Annotated in this window: 20 protein-coding genes; all 20 read right to left on the bottom strand. The window is 51.3% G+C overall.

The annotated features are described in order from the left end of the window. Positions 1-35: 35 nt before the first annotated feature. The 20 genes from AC15IQ_RS00200 to purB all read right to left on the bottom strand — a co-directional run bounded on the left by AC15IQ_RS00200 (position 36) and on the right by purB (position 18,155). Positions 36-1,226, bottom strand: coding sequence for an IS256 family transposase (locus AC15IQ_RS00200; protein ID WP_483177709.1), 1,191 nt, complete (start codon positions 1,224-1,226; stop codon positions 36-38). A gap of 330 nt (positions 1,227-1,556) precedes the next feature. Continuing rightward, entirely contained in the window at positions 1,557-1,919 is a 363-nt protein-coding gene (locus AC15IQ_RS00205; protein ID WP_483176589.1) for a phage holin, read from the bottom strand. Positions 1,920-1,971: 52 nt separating this feature from the next. After that, the gene (locus tag AC15IQ_RS00210) at positions 1,972-2,268 is read right to left on the bottom strand and encodes a hypothetical protein (protein WP_483176590.1); all 297 of its coding nucleotides are present in this window, start codon (positions 2,266-2,268) and stop codon (positions 1,972-1,974) included. A gap of 143 nt (positions 2,269-2,411) precedes the next feature. Continuing rightward, positions 2,412-2,564, bottom strand: a complete 153-nt coding sequence (locus tag AC15IQ_RS00215) for a hypothetical protein (protein ID WP_483176591.1) — start codon at positions 2,562-2,564, stop codon at positions 2,412-2,414. A 190-nt stretch (positions 2,565-2,754) separates the two neighbouring features. Further along, positions 2,755-3,408 carry a bifunctional phosphoribosyl-AMP cyclohydrolase/phosphoribosyl-ATP diphosphatase HisIE gene (gene hisIE / locus AC15IQ_RS00220; protein ID WP_483176592.1) on the bottom strand — a complete coding sequence of 218 codons (654 nt, stop codon included), beginning with the start codon at positions 3,406-3,408 and terminating at the stop codon, positions 2,755-2,757. Beyond that, positions 3,401-4,165 (bottom strand): imidazole glycerol phosphate synthase subunit HisF, encoded by a 765-nt coding sequence (gene hisF / locus AC15IQ_RS00225; protein WP_483176593.1) that lies wholly within the window; start codon positions 4,163-4,165, stop codon positions 3,401-3,403. The genes hisIE and hisF overlap by 8 nt, the downstream gene beginning before the upstream one ends. Positions 4,166-4,178: 13 nt before the next feature. Further along, positions 4,179-4,907: a 1-(5-phosphoribosyl)-5-[(5-phosphoribosylamino)methylideneamino]imidazole-4-carboxamide isomerase gene (gene hisA, locus AC15IQ_RS00230; RefSeq protein WP_483176594.1), complete on the bottom strand. Its 729-nt coding sequence runs from the start codon at positions 4,905-4,907 to the stop codon at positions 4,179-4,181. 77 nt (positions 4,908-4,984) lie between these two features. Further along, entirely contained in the window at positions 4,985-5,590 is a 606-nt protein-coding gene (gene hisH, locus AC15IQ_RS00235; RefSeq protein WP_483176595.1) for an imidazole glycerol phosphate synthase subunit HisH, read from the bottom strand. Between the two features lie 31 nt (positions 5,591-5,621). Further along, a complete protein-coding gene (gene hisB, locus AC15IQ_RS00240; RefSeq protein WP_483176596.1) occupies positions 5,622-6,206 on the bottom strand; it encodes an imidazoleglycerol-phosphate dehydratase HisB in 585 nt (194 codons plus the stop codon). Positions 6,207-6,215: 9 nt separating this feature from the next. Continuing rightward, positions 6,216-7,505, bottom strand: coding sequence for a histidinol dehydrogenase (gene hisD / locus AC15IQ_RS00245; protein ID WP_483176597.1), 1,290 nt, complete (start codon positions 7,503-7,505; stop codon positions 6,216-6,218). Further along, positions 7,502-8,158, bottom strand: a complete 657-nt coding sequence (hisG, locus tag AC15IQ_RS00250; RefSeq protein WP_483176598.1) for an ATP phosphoribosyltransferase — start codon at positions 8,156-8,158, stop codon at positions 7,502-7,504. Before hisG ends, hisD begins: the two co-directional genes overlap by 4 nt. A gap of 36 nt (positions 8,159-8,194) precedes the next feature. Then, complete coding sequence (gene hisZ, locus AC15IQ_RS00255; protein ID WP_483176599.1) at positions 8,195-9,349, bottom strand: ATP phosphoribosyltransferase regulatory subunit; 1,155 nt, start codon at positions 9,347-9,349, stop codon at positions 8,195-8,197. 18 nt (positions 9,350-9,367) lie between these two features. After that, complete coding sequence (locus tag AC15IQ_RS00260; protein ID WP_483176600.1) at positions 9,368-10,030, bottom strand: HD domain-containing protein; 663 nt, start codon at positions 10,028-10,030, stop codon at positions 9,368-9,370. Between the two features lie 7 nt (positions 10,031-10,037). After that, positions 10,038-10,571 carry a hypothetical protein gene (locus AC15IQ_RS00265; protein ID WP_483176601.1) on the bottom strand — a complete coding sequence of 178 codons (534 nt, stop codon included), beginning with the start codon at positions 10,569-10,571 and terminating at the stop codon, positions 10,038-10,040. Between the two features lie 3 nt (positions 10,572-10,574). Then, positions 10,575-11,861 carry a phosphoribosylamine--glycine ligase gene (gene purD / locus AC15IQ_RS00270; protein WP_483176602.1) on the bottom strand — a complete coding sequence of 429 codons (1,287 nt, stop codon included), beginning with the start codon at positions 11,859-11,861 and terminating at the stop codon, positions 10,575-10,577. 135 nt (positions 11,862-11,996) lie between these two features. Then, positions 11,997-13,520, bottom strand: coding sequence for a bifunctional phosphoribosylaminoimidazolecarboxamide formyltransferase/IMP cyclohydrolase (gene purH / locus AC15IQ_RS00275; RefSeq protein ID WP_483176603.1), 1,524 nt, complete (start codon positions 13,518-13,520; stop codon positions 11,997-11,999). Between the two features lie 88 nt (positions 13,521-13,608). After that, positions 13,609-14,235: a phosphoribosylglycinamide formyltransferase gene (gene purN / locus AC15IQ_RS00280; protein WP_483176604.1), complete on the bottom strand. Its 627-nt coding sequence runs from the start codon at positions 14,233-14,235 to the stop codon at positions 13,609-13,611. After that, the gene (purM, locus tag AC15IQ_RS00285; RefSeq protein ID WP_483176605.1) at positions 14,232-15,269 is read right to left on the bottom strand and encodes a phosphoribosylformylglycinamidine cyclo-ligase; all 1,038 of its coding nucleotides are present in this window, start codon (positions 15,267-15,269) and stop codon (positions 14,232-14,234) included. The genes purN and purM overlap by 4 nt, the downstream gene beginning before the upstream one ends. Positions 15,270-15,300: 31 nt before the next feature. Beyond that, the gene (gene purF, locus AC15IQ_RS00290) at positions 15,301-16,716 is read right to left on the bottom strand and encodes an amidophosphoribosyltransferase (RefSeq protein WP_483176606.1); all 1,416 of its coding nucleotides are present in this window, start codon (positions 16,714-16,716) and stop codon (positions 15,301-15,303) included. A 143-nt stretch (positions 16,717-16,859) separates the two neighbouring features. After that, entirely contained in the window at positions 16,860-18,155 is a 1,296-nt protein-coding gene (purB, locus tag AC15IQ_RS00295) for an adenylosuccinate lyase (protein WP_483176607.1), read from the bottom strand. Positions 18,156-18,163 lie beyond the last annotated feature (8 nt).

An 18,163-nucleotide genomic window follows, 5' to 3' on the forward strand; every position in this document is an offset into this window, starting at 1 on the left:
AACCTCGGGAGTTTGAGGGCAGAGCCCTCAAGGCCTTATGCCACTAACCTGTCTGCAAAGAATATCATAATCTGGCTGTACGCCATTGCCCAGTCCCTTGATGGCTGCGTCCACTTCTTCGTGATTTCCTTAGTCGAAAGAAATACCACTTTCCGGATTGAGTCATCTGTGGGGAAGATGGATTTTGTCTTCGTAAATTTCCGCACCATCCTGTGGTACGCTTCCACTGCATTTGTCGTATAAATCAAATGCCGGATCTGTTCAGGATAATTGAAAAACGTGGTGAGTTCTGCCCAATTAGCATCCCAGGACCGCAAAATGGAGGGATACTTCCTATCCCATTTTTCCCGGAATTCTTCCTTGGCATACTCTGCGTCGTCTAAATTTACTGCACCGTAGATTTTTTTAAGGTCAGCGCAAATTGCTTTTCGATCCTTATACTGCACAAATTTAGTGGAATTGCGAATCTGATGGACTATGCAAAGCTGTTGCTTTGTCCTTGGGAAAACCGCATTTATGGCTTCGCCAAGTCCTCTCAGGTTATCATGACAGGCGATAAAAATGTCTTGCACGCCGCGCTTTTTCAGGTCGGAACAGATGGATGCGTAAAAGCTTGCGCTTTCATTCTCGCTGATCCAGATGCCCAGGATGTCTTTTTGGCCGCTCATATCAATGCCTAGCACTGAGTAGACGCATTTGTTGATGATCTGACTGTCCTTGCGGCTTTTGAATACGATCCCGTCAAAGTAGATGATCGGGTAAATCGACTCCAGCGGCCGATTCTGCCACTCGTTCACTTCCGGGAGGATTTTATCTGTTATCTTAGAAATCAAAGCCTGCGATATTTCTGCCCCGTAAATCTCCCGTAGATTATCTTCAATGTCGCGCTGGCTCATTCCTTTTGAATACATCGCCATGATTTTATGTTCGATTTCATCCGTCCGTGTCTGCCTCTTTTCGAGGATTTTAGGCTCAAATTCTCCGTTGCGGTCACGGGGCACGGCAATTTCACTCTCGCCGTAATCGCTGATGATGGTCTTTCGGTTATACCCATTGCGGGAATTACCAGTGTTGTTTCCTTCGGTGCTGTGCTTTTCGTATCCCAAATGATTTTCCATTTCGGCTTCCAGCATCTGCTCAATTGTTCCCGCAAAAAGGCGTTTTAGCTTCGACTGAATGTCACCCGTGCTTTGGCAGTCCTGCATTAATAGGCTCACTAATTCCATTTCCTTGTCCGTAAGAATGTTTTTTGACTGTCTCATTTTAATAACCTCCATTTTGTTTTATATGGAGATTATTGCCATTTACACAGGTTCTTAATCAGCCTCCCGTACTGACTACCAGATTCTCCCCATGCGACAGATGAAAAAAATTTTCAAAGCTACTAAGTCTTAGACAAATAGTACTCACTTTTTACTAACACGTGAAAAGCTCGCAACCCCCTTGTTTTAGGAGTTTACGAGCTTTTTTCTCTTCACTAAGTGTCAAAGACGGGATTAAAGCAGCCAACTACACCAAGTCAATAAAATCGGGCTGTTGTGAATGCTTTCTTTTTCTTAATCCACCGGCCGGGGTTTTTGCCATTCTATTAGTAACTCATCCTTCAACTGGCGCAAGGCCGCTTCAATGAGGCCTCTAATCTCAGCCTCGCTTATGGTGAAGCCATACCGGTTGATCTGTTCAGTTAGCCAGGTGGCTGCCTGCTTATATTTATCTTCTCCGTGCAAGTCCTTGTAGGCTTGTTCCACAAACCGCACTGCTATTAAAGCTAGTTCTTTTTTGCTGCTGATTGCCCGGTCGATCTGTTCCATTTTCTGCAAGCCCATATATCGCCTGATAACTTCCACCGCCATGACAGCTATAACCGGTATGACCAGGGCCAGGAAATTATAAGCCAGATCAATAAGCACTGTATCCATATGATTCACTCCTTCCGCTAGGATGCTTCAGCCACCCAACATGGTTCCTGTTTTATAAGCATTTTTCCCGCCGCGCATAGGCCACCAGTTCATCCAATTTGGTCTCCTGCCGGGTCAGTGTTACCTCTATCATAGTTTCCAGGCGATTCAGGGCGGCGGTATTATTCTCAATGACCTCTGTCACTGCGGCTACGGTTTTGATCATCTCTGCTTTATCGCCTTTTTTTGACCACATGCTGATCACCTGTGAGAACAGGTAAATCAGGCCTGCTACCGCGAAAAAGGCGATACCGTACTCTGCTATTGACTCACCCGGCATGTCTGCCACCACCTTTCTAATACCCAGCATCATGTTTCTTAGATAGGTTATTCCTGGTTTACCTTAAAGGTGCCAATAAAAACCAGCGCGATTAGTCAATAGCATCAGCAGCATTTCAGGCACTGTGACCATGGATACCGATCCCAGAGGAGGTGGCGGGAGATATACAGGATTCAATTTGATGCCGAAGAGACCCAGGTGGTCAAACAGGCCACCGCAGTTAATTGGTCTGCGGACCTATGCATATCGATGATGCGGCGTCCAGTTTCCACCTCATGGTCGGTGATGATGAAACCTACATTGTCCTGGCCAATCTTGTACTGCAACGTCTGAGGTGCCACCTTTCGGAAAGATACTGTATACCCCTGGAAAGCGCCCGGTTAACGGCAGCTGAAATGGCGGATAACAGTATTGAGCAGGTACGGAGTTTACCGCATATAAAAAACCCGGTCCGATATGGACCGGGCAATGCCATTTTTGATATATGAGACAGGCACTCAAACCAATTGGCTGAATTTAACGTCGCGATCTCAGCTCAGAGAATATATCCGGCAGTTCAATGCCCTGCTCCACCAGGAGGACCATCAGATGGTAGATGAGATCGGCACTTTCGTAAACCAGTTCAGGTTTTTCACGGTTCTTGGCGGCAATAATAACTTCGGCGCTTTCCTCGCCGACCTTTTTCAGTATTTTATCCAACCCCTGGTTGAACAGGTAACTGGTATAGGAGTTTTCTGGTCGAGTTTTCTGGCGTTCGCGAATCACATCCATCAGTTCAAACAACACACCGGGACCTTCCTTATCTGGTCGCAGCCATTCCTCCGGCTCGAAACGCATTGGTGCGACCTGCTGACCGTCCAGATCACGGTAGAAACAGCTATAATGGCCGGTATGACACGCAGCCCCGATCTGTCGTACCTTTATCAACAGACAATCCTGGTCACAGTCGAGGAGAATCTCTTCCACCTCCTGCACGTGCCCGGAAGTCTCGCCTTTCATCCACAAGCGTTGTCGGCTGCGGGAGAAAAACCAGGTTTTGCCGGTGTCTATGGTCTTCTGCAGGGCAGTCTCATTCATATAGGCCACCATTAAGACCTGACCGCTGCTGGCATCCTGTATTACAGCCGGCACCAGGCCGCCCTGTTTGGCGAAATCAATATTCTCAATCATTGCGTACTGCCACTCCTTTGTTTCTCAGGTATTGTTTGGCCTCACGGATGGTATATTCACGATAATGGAAAATAGAGGCACATAAGACGGCATCAGCATGGCCAATCTGCACTGCATCATATAAATGGTCAAGGTTTCCCGCTCCTCCCGAGGCTATCACCGGTATTCCAGCCTGATCGCTGATGGCGGCGGTCAATTCCAGGTCGTAACCGTCTTTGGTGCCATCTTTGTCCATACTGGTCAGAAGGATCTCTCCTGCGCCCAGCGATTCCACTTGACTGGCCCATTCCAGAGCGTCTATCCCGGTAGATACCTTGCCGCCGTTAATAAATACCTCCCAACCCTGTGCATCCTTACGGCGGCGCGCATCTATGGCCACCACTATGCACTGACTACCAAAATGGCGCGCCGCGTCGGTAATCAGGCCGGGGTCGCGTACCGCTGCAGAGTTCACCGAAACTTTATCCGCCCCTGCAGACAGCAAACTGCGGATATCGTCGATAGTGCCGATGCCCCCGCCCACGGCAAAGGGAATAAATACCTCCCGGGCGGTGTTGCGCACCACTTCAATCATGGTCTTGCGCTGTTCATGCGAAGCGCTGATATCCAGAAAGACCAATTCGTCGGCACCCTCCCGGTCATAATAAGCGGCTAATTCCACCGGGTCGCCAGCATCGCGCAAATCCACAAAATTAATGCCCTTTACCACTCGGCCTTGATGAACATCCAAGCAGGGAATAATCCTTTTTGCCAGCATTTTCGATCCCTCTCTATTCGTTAGCAGCAGCCAGGGCCTGAATAAGGTCCAGTTTGCCGTCATATAATGCCTTACCTACTATAGCCCCTGAAAGCCCTGAATTGCTCAAGGCTTTTAAGGCCCGGATATCCTCCAGGCTGGAAACCCCTCCCGAAGCTATGATGTTCAGTCCGGTCTGTTGCAGCATGGTAGAAATGGCCTTCAAGTTCGGTCCCTGCAGCCTGCCGTCGCGGCTGATATCAGTATATACCGCCGTGCGGATGCCCAATTCATACATCCGTTGCCCGAACTCTACTGCCTCCAGGTCAGATACCTCGACCCATCCCTGCACCGCAACCTTGCCATCACGGGCGTCGACACCCAGCACAATGCGCTCCGCACCGAAACGCTGCAGCAGTCTCTGCACAAATCCTGGACTATGCACCGCTTTGGTCCCAATGATCACCCGTGCTGCTCCCAGGTTCAAGGTATATTCCACATCCTCTTCGCTGCGCAATCCGCCCCCCACCTGAATAGGTATCTGAACCGCTGCAGCTATGGCCTTAATAGCCTGACGGTTTTTGGGGGTGCCGCCAAAAGCCCCGTCCAGATCCACTATGTGCAGAAATCGGGCTCCAGCAGCTTCAAAACCCTGCGCAATCAGTTGCGGATCACTGGAATAAACGGTTTTTTGATCGGCCCGCCCTTCAATCAGGCGCACACAACAGCCATCTTTCAGATCGATGGCCGGATAAAGCATCATAACTGTCTACCTCCCCGGTTTAATGGAAACAGGGCCCGGTGCCGCCTCCAGTTCTGTACGGCCATAATGCACAGATTTTACATGCAAGCGAAATTGTTCAAGACCTTTAAGCCCATATCCCCAGATTTCTCGGGATGGAACTGAGCAGCGAACAGGTTTTCCCGCTCGTATGCACACACGAAATCATAACCATAGTTGCATCTAGCTCCGACCCATTTCTCATCCTCGATATTGACATGATAGGAATGCACAAAATAAAAGTAGCTGGAATCTGGCACCCCCGAAAACAGCCGGCTCTTTTCCGCAGGATGGATTTCATTCCATCCCATGTGGGGAACTTTGAACTCCGGCGGTAACTGAAAACGGGTGACCCGGCCGGGAACCAGGCTTAAGCCCCGGTGTAGGCCGTTTTCTTCGCTCTCATCGCAAAGCAGCTGCATTCCCAGGCAGATGCCCAACAGCGGTATGCCCCGGAATACTGTTTCTTTGATCGCATCGTCCAGCCCTTTTTGGTAAAGATTTTTCATGGCCTCGGCAAAGCTGCCCACCCCAGGCAGTATTATTTTACAAGCCTGGCCCACCTTGTCAGGATCGCTGCTGATCTCACAGCTGTGTCCCAATTTATACAGGGCATTCTGAACACTGCCCAAATTGCCCATACCATAATCGATTATTAATATCAAATTCGCATCCCCTATGACATAAAGAAGTAGATCACAGTTTGCCTTTGGTCGACCAAACCCCCTCAATACGGGGCTCGCGGGCAATGGCAACCTTGAAAGCCCGGGCAAAGGCCTTGAAAACCGCCTCAATTATATGATGGCTGTTTTTTCCGCGCAGCTGGTCGATATGTATATTCATGCCAGCCTGATTGGCGATGGCCCGGAAGAATTCGGCCACGTTTTCCGTGGCGAAGTTCCCGATCTGATCACGTTCCAGGCTGACCTTGTAAACCAGGCAGGCCCGGCCGGACAGGTCCAGAACTACGCGCACCAGGGCTTCATCCATGGGAACGGTCGCTTCCCCGTAGCGGTTTATGCCCTGTTTGTCTCCTACTGCCTGATTGATGGCTTGGCCCAGACAGATACCTATATCCTCCACGGAGTGGTGATCATCCACTTCCAAATCTCCTCTGGCCGCGACTTTCAGGTTGCATAAGCTGTGCACCGCGAACAGGGTGAGCATATGGCTGAAGAAGGGTATCTCTGTATCTATCTGATGCTTGCCGGTGCCATCCAATTCCAATTGCAGCAAAATCTCAGTTTCATTGGTTTTCCTCAATACTTCAGCGTTTCGCATGGTGTCCATCTAGCCATCACTGCCTTTCCTGAGCCGCACCGAGTTGGCATGCGCGGTCAAACCCTCAACAGTAGCCAATTTGATTATGTGGTCGGCATCTTCCTCGATCCCCTGACGGGAATAGTAGATGATGCTGGATGTCTTGGTAAAGGTATCGACTGTGACCGGTGAGTAGAAGCGTGCCGTCCCCCCGGTGGGAAGTATATGATTCGGGCCGGCGAAATAATCGCCTACTGGTTCAGGGGTATATTGACCCATGAATATGGCCCCCGCATTATGAATTTTGCTTAAAAGATCGAAAGGGGCCTCCACCATCAGCTCCAGGTGTTCAGGGGCGATCAGGTTGGCTACTTTACAGGCTTCCTCGATATTGCTGGTTATGACAAAAGCTCCGTTCTTCTCTAATGCTGCAAGGATCATATGGTGGCGCGAAAGGCTTGCCACCTGCCGTCTCAGTTCCGCCTCGACGCGGTCCAGCAAGGTGGCGTCGGGGGTCACCAGTATACTCCTGGCGAGCACATCATGTTCCGCCTGCGACATCAGGTCTGCAGCTATATAAGCTGGATCAGCATTATGGTCAGCTATTATCAAAATCTCACTCGGCCCGGCTAGCATATCTATATTCACATCCCCATAGACCATCTTTTTGGCCAGGGTAACATAGATATTTCCGGGGCCGCTGATGAGGTCGACTTTTTTTATTCTGGCAGTCCCCCAGGCCAGGGCAAATACCGCCTGGGCCCCCCCCACTTTATAGACTTCCTCCAGGCCCAGTTCATACGCTGCCACCAAGGTGTAGGGATTCATCTTGCCCCGACGGTCGGGAGGGCTGACCATGGCGATCTGCGGCACTCCTGCCACCTGTGCGGGAATGGCATTCATTAGCACTGAAGAGGGATAAGCAGCCGTCCCGCCCGGCACATATATGCCCACACGTTCCAGGGGACGGTGCAGTTGTCCCAGAATAACGCCGCGTTCATCCGGTTCCATCCAAGAGTTTCTTAACTGGCGGTTGTGAAAAGCGGTGATATTTTCAATGGCATTACGAATAGCATAGATGTATTCGTCGTCTACCGCTTCGTAGGCTTCGTCAAATTCAGCCTCGGTCACCAGCAGGTTGGATTCATCTACGGGACCGTCAAACCTGCAGGTATACTCAAATACCGCCTCGTCACCACGGGCCTTGATCTGTTGGCCGATGGCCCGGACCTGTTCTTCATAGGTCTGCAGGTTCTCCGCGCCGGCAGCCGCCAGGCCTTGCAGAGCTTCATCCTCGGCTTTGATCCTCTTGATATTCATTTACTGTTACCGCCTTTCGCTAGAGATTGCAGCCTTTCTATAAGCGGCTGGATGCGTTCATGCTTGGTCCGGTAGCTGACCCGGTTGCAAATCAGACGAGTGGTGGAATCCATTATCTTGACCAATTCCACCAGATTGTTCTCACGCAGGGTACGCCCTGTGGAGACGATATCGACGATCATATCCGACAATCCCATCAATGGCGCTAATTCGATATTACCATGCAATTCTATGATTTCCACCTGCAGCCCCTGGTCGCGGAAAAAGCGCTCCGCTGTCACCGGGAATTTAGTTGCCACCCGTTTGTAATTCAGGTCGGCAAGTCTGAAGTTTTCCATTTCTTCCGGCACTGCCACCACAAAGCGGCAGTAGCCATACTGCAGGTCGACCATTTCAAAAATATCCTTACCCTGCTCCACTATCACGTCCTTGCCGACTATACCCAGGTCTGCCGCCCCCTGTTCCACATAGGTGGGCACATCGGTGGGACGGCACATGATATATTTTATCATGGGCTGTTCATAATCGAACACCATGCTGCGACTGTCCTCTGTAACACCCTCGCAAGGCAGCCCAGCCCTCTCAAAAAGCTCCATGGTGGGCTTTAATAAGGTTCCTTTGGATAAAGCTATAGTCAGGTATTGCTGTTCCATCTTGTTCCCCCTGTCGTCTGTGGAACGGTTCGCCACTTAGTCGTCGAGATATTCCAGGCTCCAGTTATCCCTGGACTCGACTACTGCCTGCAGTTCTTCGCGGCTGCGCCCCAGTACATCCATCTCCGCCACCAGACCAGCCTGTCGCAGTTCTTGGCAGTGTTTTAGCACCTCGTCCATATTGTTCCCCCCGACCAGGCAATGGTGGGGTTCAGCTTCACGGCATTTTAAAACCAGGGCCAGGCGATCGATGCCTACTGCAAAACCGGTGGCCGGGCAGGAGAAACCGAATTGTTCCATCAGTCGGTCATAGCGGCCGCCGCCTAGAAGTCCATAGCCCAGGTCAGGAGAGTAGCCCTCAAATACAAGGCCAGTATAATAATCCAGACGGCGCAACACGCCCAGGTCGATCATGATTTCATCCAAGACACCATATTGACCCAGAGCCGCGTAGGCCTGCAACAGTTCTTCCACTGCAGCAGATGCCGCCCGGTTCTTTTCTATATAGGGGATGCGTTTTATTACCTCCAGGCCGCCGTGAAGTATGGGCAGACTGGCGATGGTTTCTTTGAGGCCATCGTCTATGCGCATAGTACTGAGGACCCGGTTCAGTTCTACCAGGTCTTTGCTCTCCACCAGGGCACGGATTTGTTCCCGTTCTGGACCGGATAAGGCCTTGTCATCCAATAGCGCGTTGAATATACCGATTTGATTGATGCTGATTTTGAATTTGCTCAGTCCCAGCTCGCGCAACAGACGCACGGCTATGTTGATGATCTCGGCATCAGCCCAGGGCCCGGGAGCCCCCAACAATTCCAGCCCGGCCTGCCAGTACTCGCGGTACTGGGCTAGATGCGGCTGGACATGACGAAAAACGTTGCTAATGTAGAAGAGCCGCTGGGGCATCTCATCGCGCAAATGGGTTGAGGCCAGCCTGGCGATGGAAACCGTCACCTCGGGACGGAGTGAAAGTATGCCCCCTTCACGGTCCAAAAAGAGGAACAGTTCCCCGCGGATATTCTTACCGGCTCCGCTCTCGATAACCTCCAGGAACTCAAAAGTGGGGGTGATCACCTCTTGATAGCCATAACTGTTGAACAAGCGGGCCGCTTTACGTTCGATATTGCGTTTTACCTTGACCTCCTCAGGCAGCATATCCCGCAAGCCCTTGGGTACTTCTCTTTTCTTCATGGTCTTCTCCTTACCGCTTTACAATAACTTAGCATCATTTATCATCAGTTCAAATTGGCAGCCCAGGTACTCTGCAGCCCTTCTGCTCATCATCATCTTGGTGAGAAAGATTTCAAAATATTCCACCACCGAAGTGACTTCGATGTCAATAGTGATCTTCAGGCTAATCAGCCTTTTCTTTGCGTCCACCTCCAGATGTGAATCAGTAACCGCATAATTGACCCGGTCGCGGGGGGTGAAGGCGGCAAAATCCCTTTTTCTGACGCGAGTCCGTTTTACATCGGATTTATCCGCTAATATCAAGGCGGCCGCGACATTGTTGACGCTTTTCCCTTCGGCACGTTCTTCATGGTTGCCTATGGCACCCATTATGATGGCGATTTCTTCTGGGTCCATGCCCATATCCAAGAGGATGCGAAAAGACATCAAGGCCCCTGACATGCCGTGGCCGTAACGGTTGATCAGATTGCCAATATCATGCAGATACCCGGCTATGGCGGCTAATTCCGCCTCGCGCTCTGGAAAACCCAGTTTGCTCAGGATGTCCCGACTCAGCTGTGAGACCAGCTCAGCGTGGCTGATATTGTGCTCAATAGCGCCGATGGTGCCTATATAGTCGTTGCCGATCAGCATATAGGTCTGTACGGCTGGATTGTTTTGGATGTCTTGCAGAGTGATCAATTCTAAGCTAGCCTCCCCATTCTTTCTTGAGCTTCTCGGCTTGGACGGCAGCCCGGGTGCCAGGGGGGATACTGTTCAGCACTTCCAGGGCTTGTTGACTTTGGCCATCCTGGTTGAGCTGTTGGGCTTGCTGCAGCAATTGGGCCGCATAAGACTCCTTCTCCACCAGGGCAATACGCTCGTTCATATCCTGAGTTTTTCCTAATGCTTCCAGATCACGATAACGCTCAATGGCTTCCTGGTAACGCCCCTGGCCCAGTAACTCGCTGCCTTCCATAACAATGCGGCGCACCTCTATGCGCTGCGGCAGGGAGTACAAAAGGTACAGATAAGCAGCGCCGATCACCAGCAGCAGGGCCGCTGAAATCACATAGGGCACAGAATAACGGCGCTGTTTGACCAGATACCCTAAAACGAATATAAAAGGTACACCCAGCATGAAGGTGACCTTGAGGAATTCACGGGTAGGCAGAAAAAACAGCATAGCCACTACTATAAGCAATACCGCCCAACGCAGGGCGATCTGCTTTGACCAGTTCAATAATTAGTCCTCCCTTACGAGAGCTTTACGCCCGATATCCTTGCGGTAATGCATGTTTTCAAAACTGATTTTAGCGGCTTCCCTATACACCTTATCAATGGCTTCACGGATGGTGGCGCCGGTTTTGACCACATTCAAAACCCGCCCTCCATTGGTCACTATCTGGCCTGATTTTTTGGCGGTGCCCGCATGAAACACCAAGGTGTCATGATCCACCGCATCCAAACCTGTGATGGGAAAGCCCTTTTGATAGCTTTCCGGGTAGCCTCCCGAAGCCAGCACCAGGCACACACAGCTGCCTGGCTTAAGACCCATCTCAACGCCCTTGATATCTCCGCGGGCTGAAGCCTCTAGGACTGGCAGCAAATCTCCTTCCAACATAGGCATGATAGCCTGAGTTTCGGGGTCCCCAAAGCGGCAGTTGAATTCCAGCACTTTAGGTCCGTCAGCAGTGATCATCAACCCCGCGTATAAAACCCCCTGATAGGGACATCCCTCAGCCTGCATGGCATAAATGACCGGTTCAATTATCTTATTCAGAACCTCCTGGTGAAGCTCCGCAGTAAAAACCGGGGGATTCACATAAGCACCCATTCCGCCGGTATTGGGACCCTGGTCATTATCAAACACCTGTTTGTGGTCCTGAGCGGCAATCAGCGGCAAATAATTTTGCCCGTCGCTGATGGCAAAAAAGCTGACTTCTTCGCCCTCCAGGAATTCCTCTATTACCACCTGGTCACCGGCGCCCCCGAATTGACGTTCTTGCATCATACTAATCAAGGCCGTCCTAGCCTCAGCTTCGGTTGAGGCAATAATCACACCTTTGCCGGCGGCCAGGCCATCAGCTTTGATGACCACCCGGCGCCCGTTGCTAACAAATCCCAGGGCAAACTCCAGGGCTGGGTCAAAGCTCTCAAAGGTCTCATAAGCAGCGGTAGGAATGTTGTACTTGTGCAAAAGGTTTTTGGCAAACACTTTGCTGCCTTCCAGTCTGGCAGCCATAGAGGTAGGACCGAATATTTGCAGGTCATGGTCGTGGAATAACTCTACGATGCCTGCCATCAAGGGTACTTCGGGACCTACCACAGTGAGATCGATTTTTTGGCTCCAGGCAAAATAAAGAATCTCACTGAGATCGTCAACCTCAATATCCTCACATTGGGCCAACCCGGCCATGCCGGGGTTGCCTGGGGCGGCATAAATCTTTTCCACCTCGGGACTTTGGGCTAGTTTCCATACCAGGGCATGTTCTCTGCCGCCCTGACCGATCACCAGTATCTTCTTACCCATTCTTACCCCCCTCATACGCGGTCTTATACAGACGGTCCTCGATAATAGTCCGAATTTAAACTGACACTGTTACCATCTCTGCCAGAAATGGTACAGATTAATAGATACCATTAATCTTTCTGGGGTTAATAAGTATTAGTGCTTAAAATGCCGCACCCCGGTGAAAACCATAGCAATTCCATGCTTATTGCATTCGGCGATGCTCTCTTCATCACGGATGGAACCGCCCGGTTGTATGATAGCTTTGACGCCTGCAGCTGCAGCAACTTCCACTGAATCTTTAAAGGGGAAGTAAGCATCGGAGGCCATAACCGACTGATCCGCTTTATCCCCGGCCATTTCTACGGCGATGCGGGTCGAACCGACCCGATTCATCTGCCCGGCTCCTACCCCCACGGCTTGACCGGCTTTGGCCAGAACGATGGCATTGGACTTGACATGTTTGCACACCTTCCAGGCGAACAGCAGGTCTTCAATCTGTTCCGGGCTGGGTTGAGCCGTCGTTACAACCTGCAGATCGCTGGCCTTGATATGATCCTGGTCTGATTGCTGAACTATGAATCCCCCATCTACGCTCTTCACCTGCCAGGACGCGGGAGGGTTTATTTCCAGGCGCAATATGCGCAGATTCTTCTTTTTGCGCAGGATTTCCAAAGCCGACTCATCGTATTGCGGCGCGATTATGACCTCCATAAAAAGTGACGCTGCCTTCTGCGCAGTCTCCTGGTCAACCCGTCCATTGAAGGCCACTATGCCTCCGTAGGCGGAAACCGGGTCAGCAGCCAGAGCCCGTTCATAAGCTTCGGCCAACGTGCCCCCTAGAGCGGTGCCGCAGGGGTTGTTATGTTTTATAATCACACAGGCTGGCTTTTCAAATTCGCGCACCAGATCCCAGGCTGCCTGAGTATCGATGATATTATTATACGATAGTTCTTTGCCGTTCAGCTGCTGGGCATCAGGCAGCCCTGCCGCTGATGGCAGCACATCCTTATAAAAGGCAGCCCGCTGATGGGGGTTTTCCCCATAACGCAACGAATACACCTTTTCACCGGCATTAACATAGATGTCAGCCAGATCGCTCCCGGTCTTTCTGGCTAAATACGCACTTATCATGGCGTCGTAGCTAGCGGTGTGGCGGAAGGCTTCCAGTGCCAGGTTCAAGCGGGTTGTCTCATCCACCTCGCCGCTCTGGAGTTGCTGCAAGATCAGCGGATACATTTCAGGGTTGGTCACGATCAGTACATGGCGGTAGTTCTTAGCAGCCGCCCTGACCATGCTAGGCCCGCCTATATCAATATTCTCGATGGCTTCTTCCAGGCTCACTCCAGGTTTGCTCACCGTGGCCTTAAAGGGATATAAGTTTACCGCTACCAGGTCGATAGGTGTTATCTGGTTTTGCTCCAACTCAGCCAGATGCTGCGGATTGCGCATAGCCAGAATGCCACCATGTATTTTGGGATGCAAGGTCTTCACGCGCCCATCTAAAATCTCTGGGAAACCAGTCACTTCAGCCACCTTGGTGACTGTCACGCCCGATTCCTGCAGAGCATTATAAGTACCGCCGGTGCTGATGATCTCATAGCCCAAATCGCTTAGGCCCCGAGCGAATGCAATCAGACCGCTTTTGTCGGATACGCTTATCAAAGCCCTTTTGGTCATAACATTACCTCCTTTAGGAAATCAACCTATTATTATCAACTTGCTTATACCACTGATTTTATACTCTAGCCGAGTTCAAGTCTCTGTCTCAACGTATGAATACGCGCCGCCCCTCAAGGTAGACCCGTCCTTCCGCAATCAACTGCAAAGAGCGCCAGTAGATTTTGTGTTCTTCCACCAATATCCTGGTGGCCAGGCTGTCTTCATCATCGTCTTGATATACCGGTACCACCGCTTGCATAATTATGGGACCGGTGTCCATGCCAGTATCGACCAGGTGCACAGTGCAGCCGCTGTATTTCACCCCATACTCAACCGCCTGGCCCTGGGCGTTTAAGCCCATAAAAGAAGGCAACAAGGCCGGGTGAATGTTTACCACCCGATCCTTAAAGGCACTCAGCATTACGCTTCCCAGTATGCGCATGTATCCAGCCAGAACCACCAGGTTGACCGATTCAGCCTGCAGCAGCTCAACCAGGTGTTGTTCATACTTGCTTTTACTTTCAAAATCACGTGGGTTGACAAAGTAGTTTTTGACATTACGTACTGCAGCCTTTTGTAAGACTGCTGCGTCACGGTTGTCACTTATCACCAGAGCCATGCTGGCGTTCAAATCCTGGCGGATGATGGCAGCCATTATGGCATCGAAATTACTTCCCCGCCCCGAAGCCAGTAGACCCAGACGCAATTTGCCGGCTTCCATCAAGCGCTTCATAAAAGCTTGACTCCTTCCCACTCGTCGCTCACCTTCCCGATCACCAGAGGTCTTTCCCCCTGTTGGTCCAGAACCTGCATGGTCAGATCAACATCGGCGGCGTCCACAACCAGAACAAAACCAATTCCCATATTGAAGGTGCGATACATCTCGTCTTTATCCACTCCGCCATAAGCAGCGATCAAATCGAATATTACCGGGACAGAAACAGCACTGCTGTCGATTATCGCACCCAGGTTCGATGGCAAGACCCGGGCGAAGTTTTCCACTATTCCTCCTCCGGTGATGTGGGCCATGCCATGCACATCTACCTGTGACAACAGATGCAGCACCGGTTTTACATAAATACGAGTAGGTGTCAAAAGGATTTCCCCCAGTGGCCGGTCCAGATCCCCAGGCTTTGCCGACAGGTCCAGGGCGGCGTGTTCCAGCAAGACTTTGCGGGCTAGAGAAAACCCGTTGGAATGCAGCCCTGATGAAGGCAAGCCGATGAGCACATCTCCGGCGGCAATCTTGCTGCCCTGGAGCAGTCTAGGTCTATCTGCTACTCCTACCGCAAACCCGGCCAGGTCATATTCGTCTTCACCATAAAAGCCGGGCATCTCTGCAGTCTCGCCACCTATTAGAGCGCACCCCGCTTGTACGCACCCCAGGCTTACGCCTTTGACCAGCATTTCAATAACTTCGGGCTTCAACTTGCCTACTCCGATATAATCCAGGAAGAACAGCGGCTCAGCACCGTGCACTAGGATATCGTTGACACACATGGCGACCAAATCTATTCCTACTGTATCATGTATATCCATCAACTGGGCTATCTTTAATTTGGTTCCAACCCCATCGGTGCCTGACACCAAGACCGGTTCACGGTATTTGGAGGTGTCCAGGGCGAAAAAGCCTGCAAAGGCGCCGATGTCATTTATAACCTCGGGTCGTCTGGTCATTCCCACCCATTTTTTTATCATTTCCACCGAAGTGCTGGCGGCATCGATATCTACTCCAGCCTGCTTGTAATCTAAGCCCGGCTTTTTCATGGTTTTCTCCCCCATTCATAATTTCGATCATTTATCCGCAGGCTGAACCGGGATCGAATCCCTCTACTGCAATCGGATAATCTCCGTTGAAACATGCCGCGCAAAAGCTGCCCGACCCTCCTGCCATGGCGGCGAACATGCCTTCCGTACTGAGATAGTGCAGGCTGTCGGCGCCGATAAAATTCTGTATCTGTTCCACCTTCATGACGCTGGCGATCAATTCCTCACGCCGTGAAGTATCTATGCCGTAAAAGCAAGAATAACGTGTCGGGGGCGAGGCCACTGCCATATGCACCTCTGTCGCTCCGGCGTCACGCAGCATCTGCACGATCTGTCGGCTGGTGGTGCCTCTTACAATAGAGTCGTCAACCATGATCACCCGCTTATCCTTGACTATCTCTTGCACCGCGTTAAGTTTGATGCGTACGCTGATCTCACGCAGGGCCTGCGTGGGTTGAATAAAGGTTCGTCCCACATAACGATTTTTTATGAGCCCTTCATGGAAGGGCAGCCTGGCCTCTTCCGCGTAGCCTAAGGCTGCTGAGGTGCCGGAATCAGGCACCGATATCACCATGTCAGCTGCCACGCCGCACTCTCGGGCCAGCTGACATCCCATAGCCCGCCGCGCATGGTAAACGTTGATATTGTCGATAGTACTGTCCGGGCGTGCGAAGTAGATGTATTCGAATATGCATAAGGCCTTACGCGATGATGGCGTATGCTGTACAGAGCGCAGCCCCTGGCTATCGATGGCCACTATCTCCCCGGGTTCAATATCCCGGATCAAGGTAGCGCCAATAGTATCGAAAGCCACCGATTCCGATGCCAGGACATAATTACCGTTCAGTTCTCCCAAACATAACGGCCTGATGCCCATGGGATCGCGGGCCCCCAGGAGGCGGTCATCAGTGGCTATCACCAGGGCGTAACCGCCCTTGAGATCGATCATGCATTTGGCCAGGGCCTGTTCTATGGGGTCATGGGAATAGCGTGCCAGGAGGTTGGCTATGATTTCGGTATCAGTGGTGGTTTGAAAAACCGAGCCGTAGGTAGCCAACTGCTGGCGCAGCACCTGGGCATTGACCAGATTGCCGTTATATGTCAAGCCTACCATACCCTGCAGATAATGAAAAACCATAGGCTGACTATTGACCACATTGCTGGCCCCGCTGGTTGAATAGCGTACATGACCAACCGCTATATGCCCGCTCAAAGCATTGATGTGCTCGTCCTTAATGACCTCTGGCACCAATCCCATGCCTTTATGCAAATGGATCTGGCGGCCGTTGGCGACTGCCAGGCCAGCGCTCTCCTGCCCGCGGTGCTGCAGGCCATATAGGCCGTAAAAGGCTGTGCGGGCGGCATCAGTAGCGTTTTCCGGACAGTTCAGAAATATCCCGAAAACCCCGCACTCATCATGGAAATGATCTTTAAACTCATATGGCATGCTATGGAATCCTCCCAACTGCAGGCGGCCTGTTCAATCCGACAACCAGCCAGTTATCACCTATGCTAAACTGCAACTGGGATCCTTCGTCCTTTCCCAGAGGAGTTCTCTCGCTATTCTTAGTTTTGTCTCTTCGGGATAAATTAGTCCAGTCCGCAACGTTTGAATATATAATCCACGTTCTTGAAGTATATCGACATATCGAAGACTGCTTCTATCTCCTCGAGACTCATGATATTCATGATCTTCTGATCCTTGAGGACCAGTTCTTTAAAGCTGCAGCGTTCAGTCCAGCTCTTCATGGCATGGCCCTGCACCAACAGGTAGGCGGTTTCCCGCAGCATACCCTTATCGATTAAATGCAGCATCAATTCCTGGGAGAATATCAAACCCCCAGTCAGGTTGATGTTGCGGGTCATGTTGTCTTCATATACTACCAGGCCTTGGATAACACCAGTCAGTTTTTCCAACATATAATCCAACAGAATGCAACTGTCCGGTATAATGATTCTTTCCACTGAAGAGTGAGTCAGATCACGCTCATGCCACAAGGCTACGTTTTCCATAGCAGCCAAGGCATTGCCGCGCAGAACTCGAGACAATCCCGCCACCCTTTCACTCATCATGGGATTCCGTTTGTGAGGCATGGCTGAAGAGCCCTTCTGCCCTTTGCGAAATGGCTCTTCCACCTCCAGTATCTCGGTTCGTTGCAGATTTCTGATCTCGGTGGCTATCTTCTCCACAGAAGCCCCTATTACCGCCAGGATGTTCATAAAATGGGCGTGGCGGTCGCGCTGGATTACCTGTGTGGATACCGGGCAAGGCTTTAAACCCACGGCTGCGCAGACATATTCCTCCACCTGCGGGTCTATGTGGGCAAAATTGCCCATAGCACCTGAAATAGCCCCGTAGGCGATATCCTCTTCGGCCTGCTCCAACCTGGCTGCGGCTCGCCCCAAGTCGGAGTACCACAGAGCCATTTTCAGGCCAAAGGTGCTGGGTTCTCCATGCACTCCATGACTGCGTCCCATGTTCAAAGTATATTTGTATTTGACCGCCTGACTGGCTATCACCTGCCGCAGCCCCACCAGTTTGGTCCTGATGATAGCTGCCGCATCTCGCATCTGCATGGCTAGTCCGGTATCGAGAATATCTGAGGAGGTCATGCCAAGATGTATATATTTAGAGGGTTCGCCCACATGTTCAGCCACATTGGTGAGAAAGGCGATAACGTCATGATGGACTTCAGCTTCGATCTGCTCGATGCGCGCGGGATCATAAGCGGCTCTGGCTTTAATGGCCGCAAGCGCCTCAGCCGGGATATTGCCCAGTCTGGCCTGGGCCTCACAGGCAGCGATCTCGATCTTCAGCCAATTCTGCAGTTTGTTTTCCTGTGACCAGATGCGGCCCATTTCAGGAAGGGTATAGCGATCAATCATCTATTATA

This window comes from Syntrophomonas sp. DTU019, from assembly GCA_913757435.1.
Classification (GTDB): Bacteria; Bacillota; Syntrophomonadia; order Syntrophomonadales; family Syntrophomonadaceae; genus DTU019.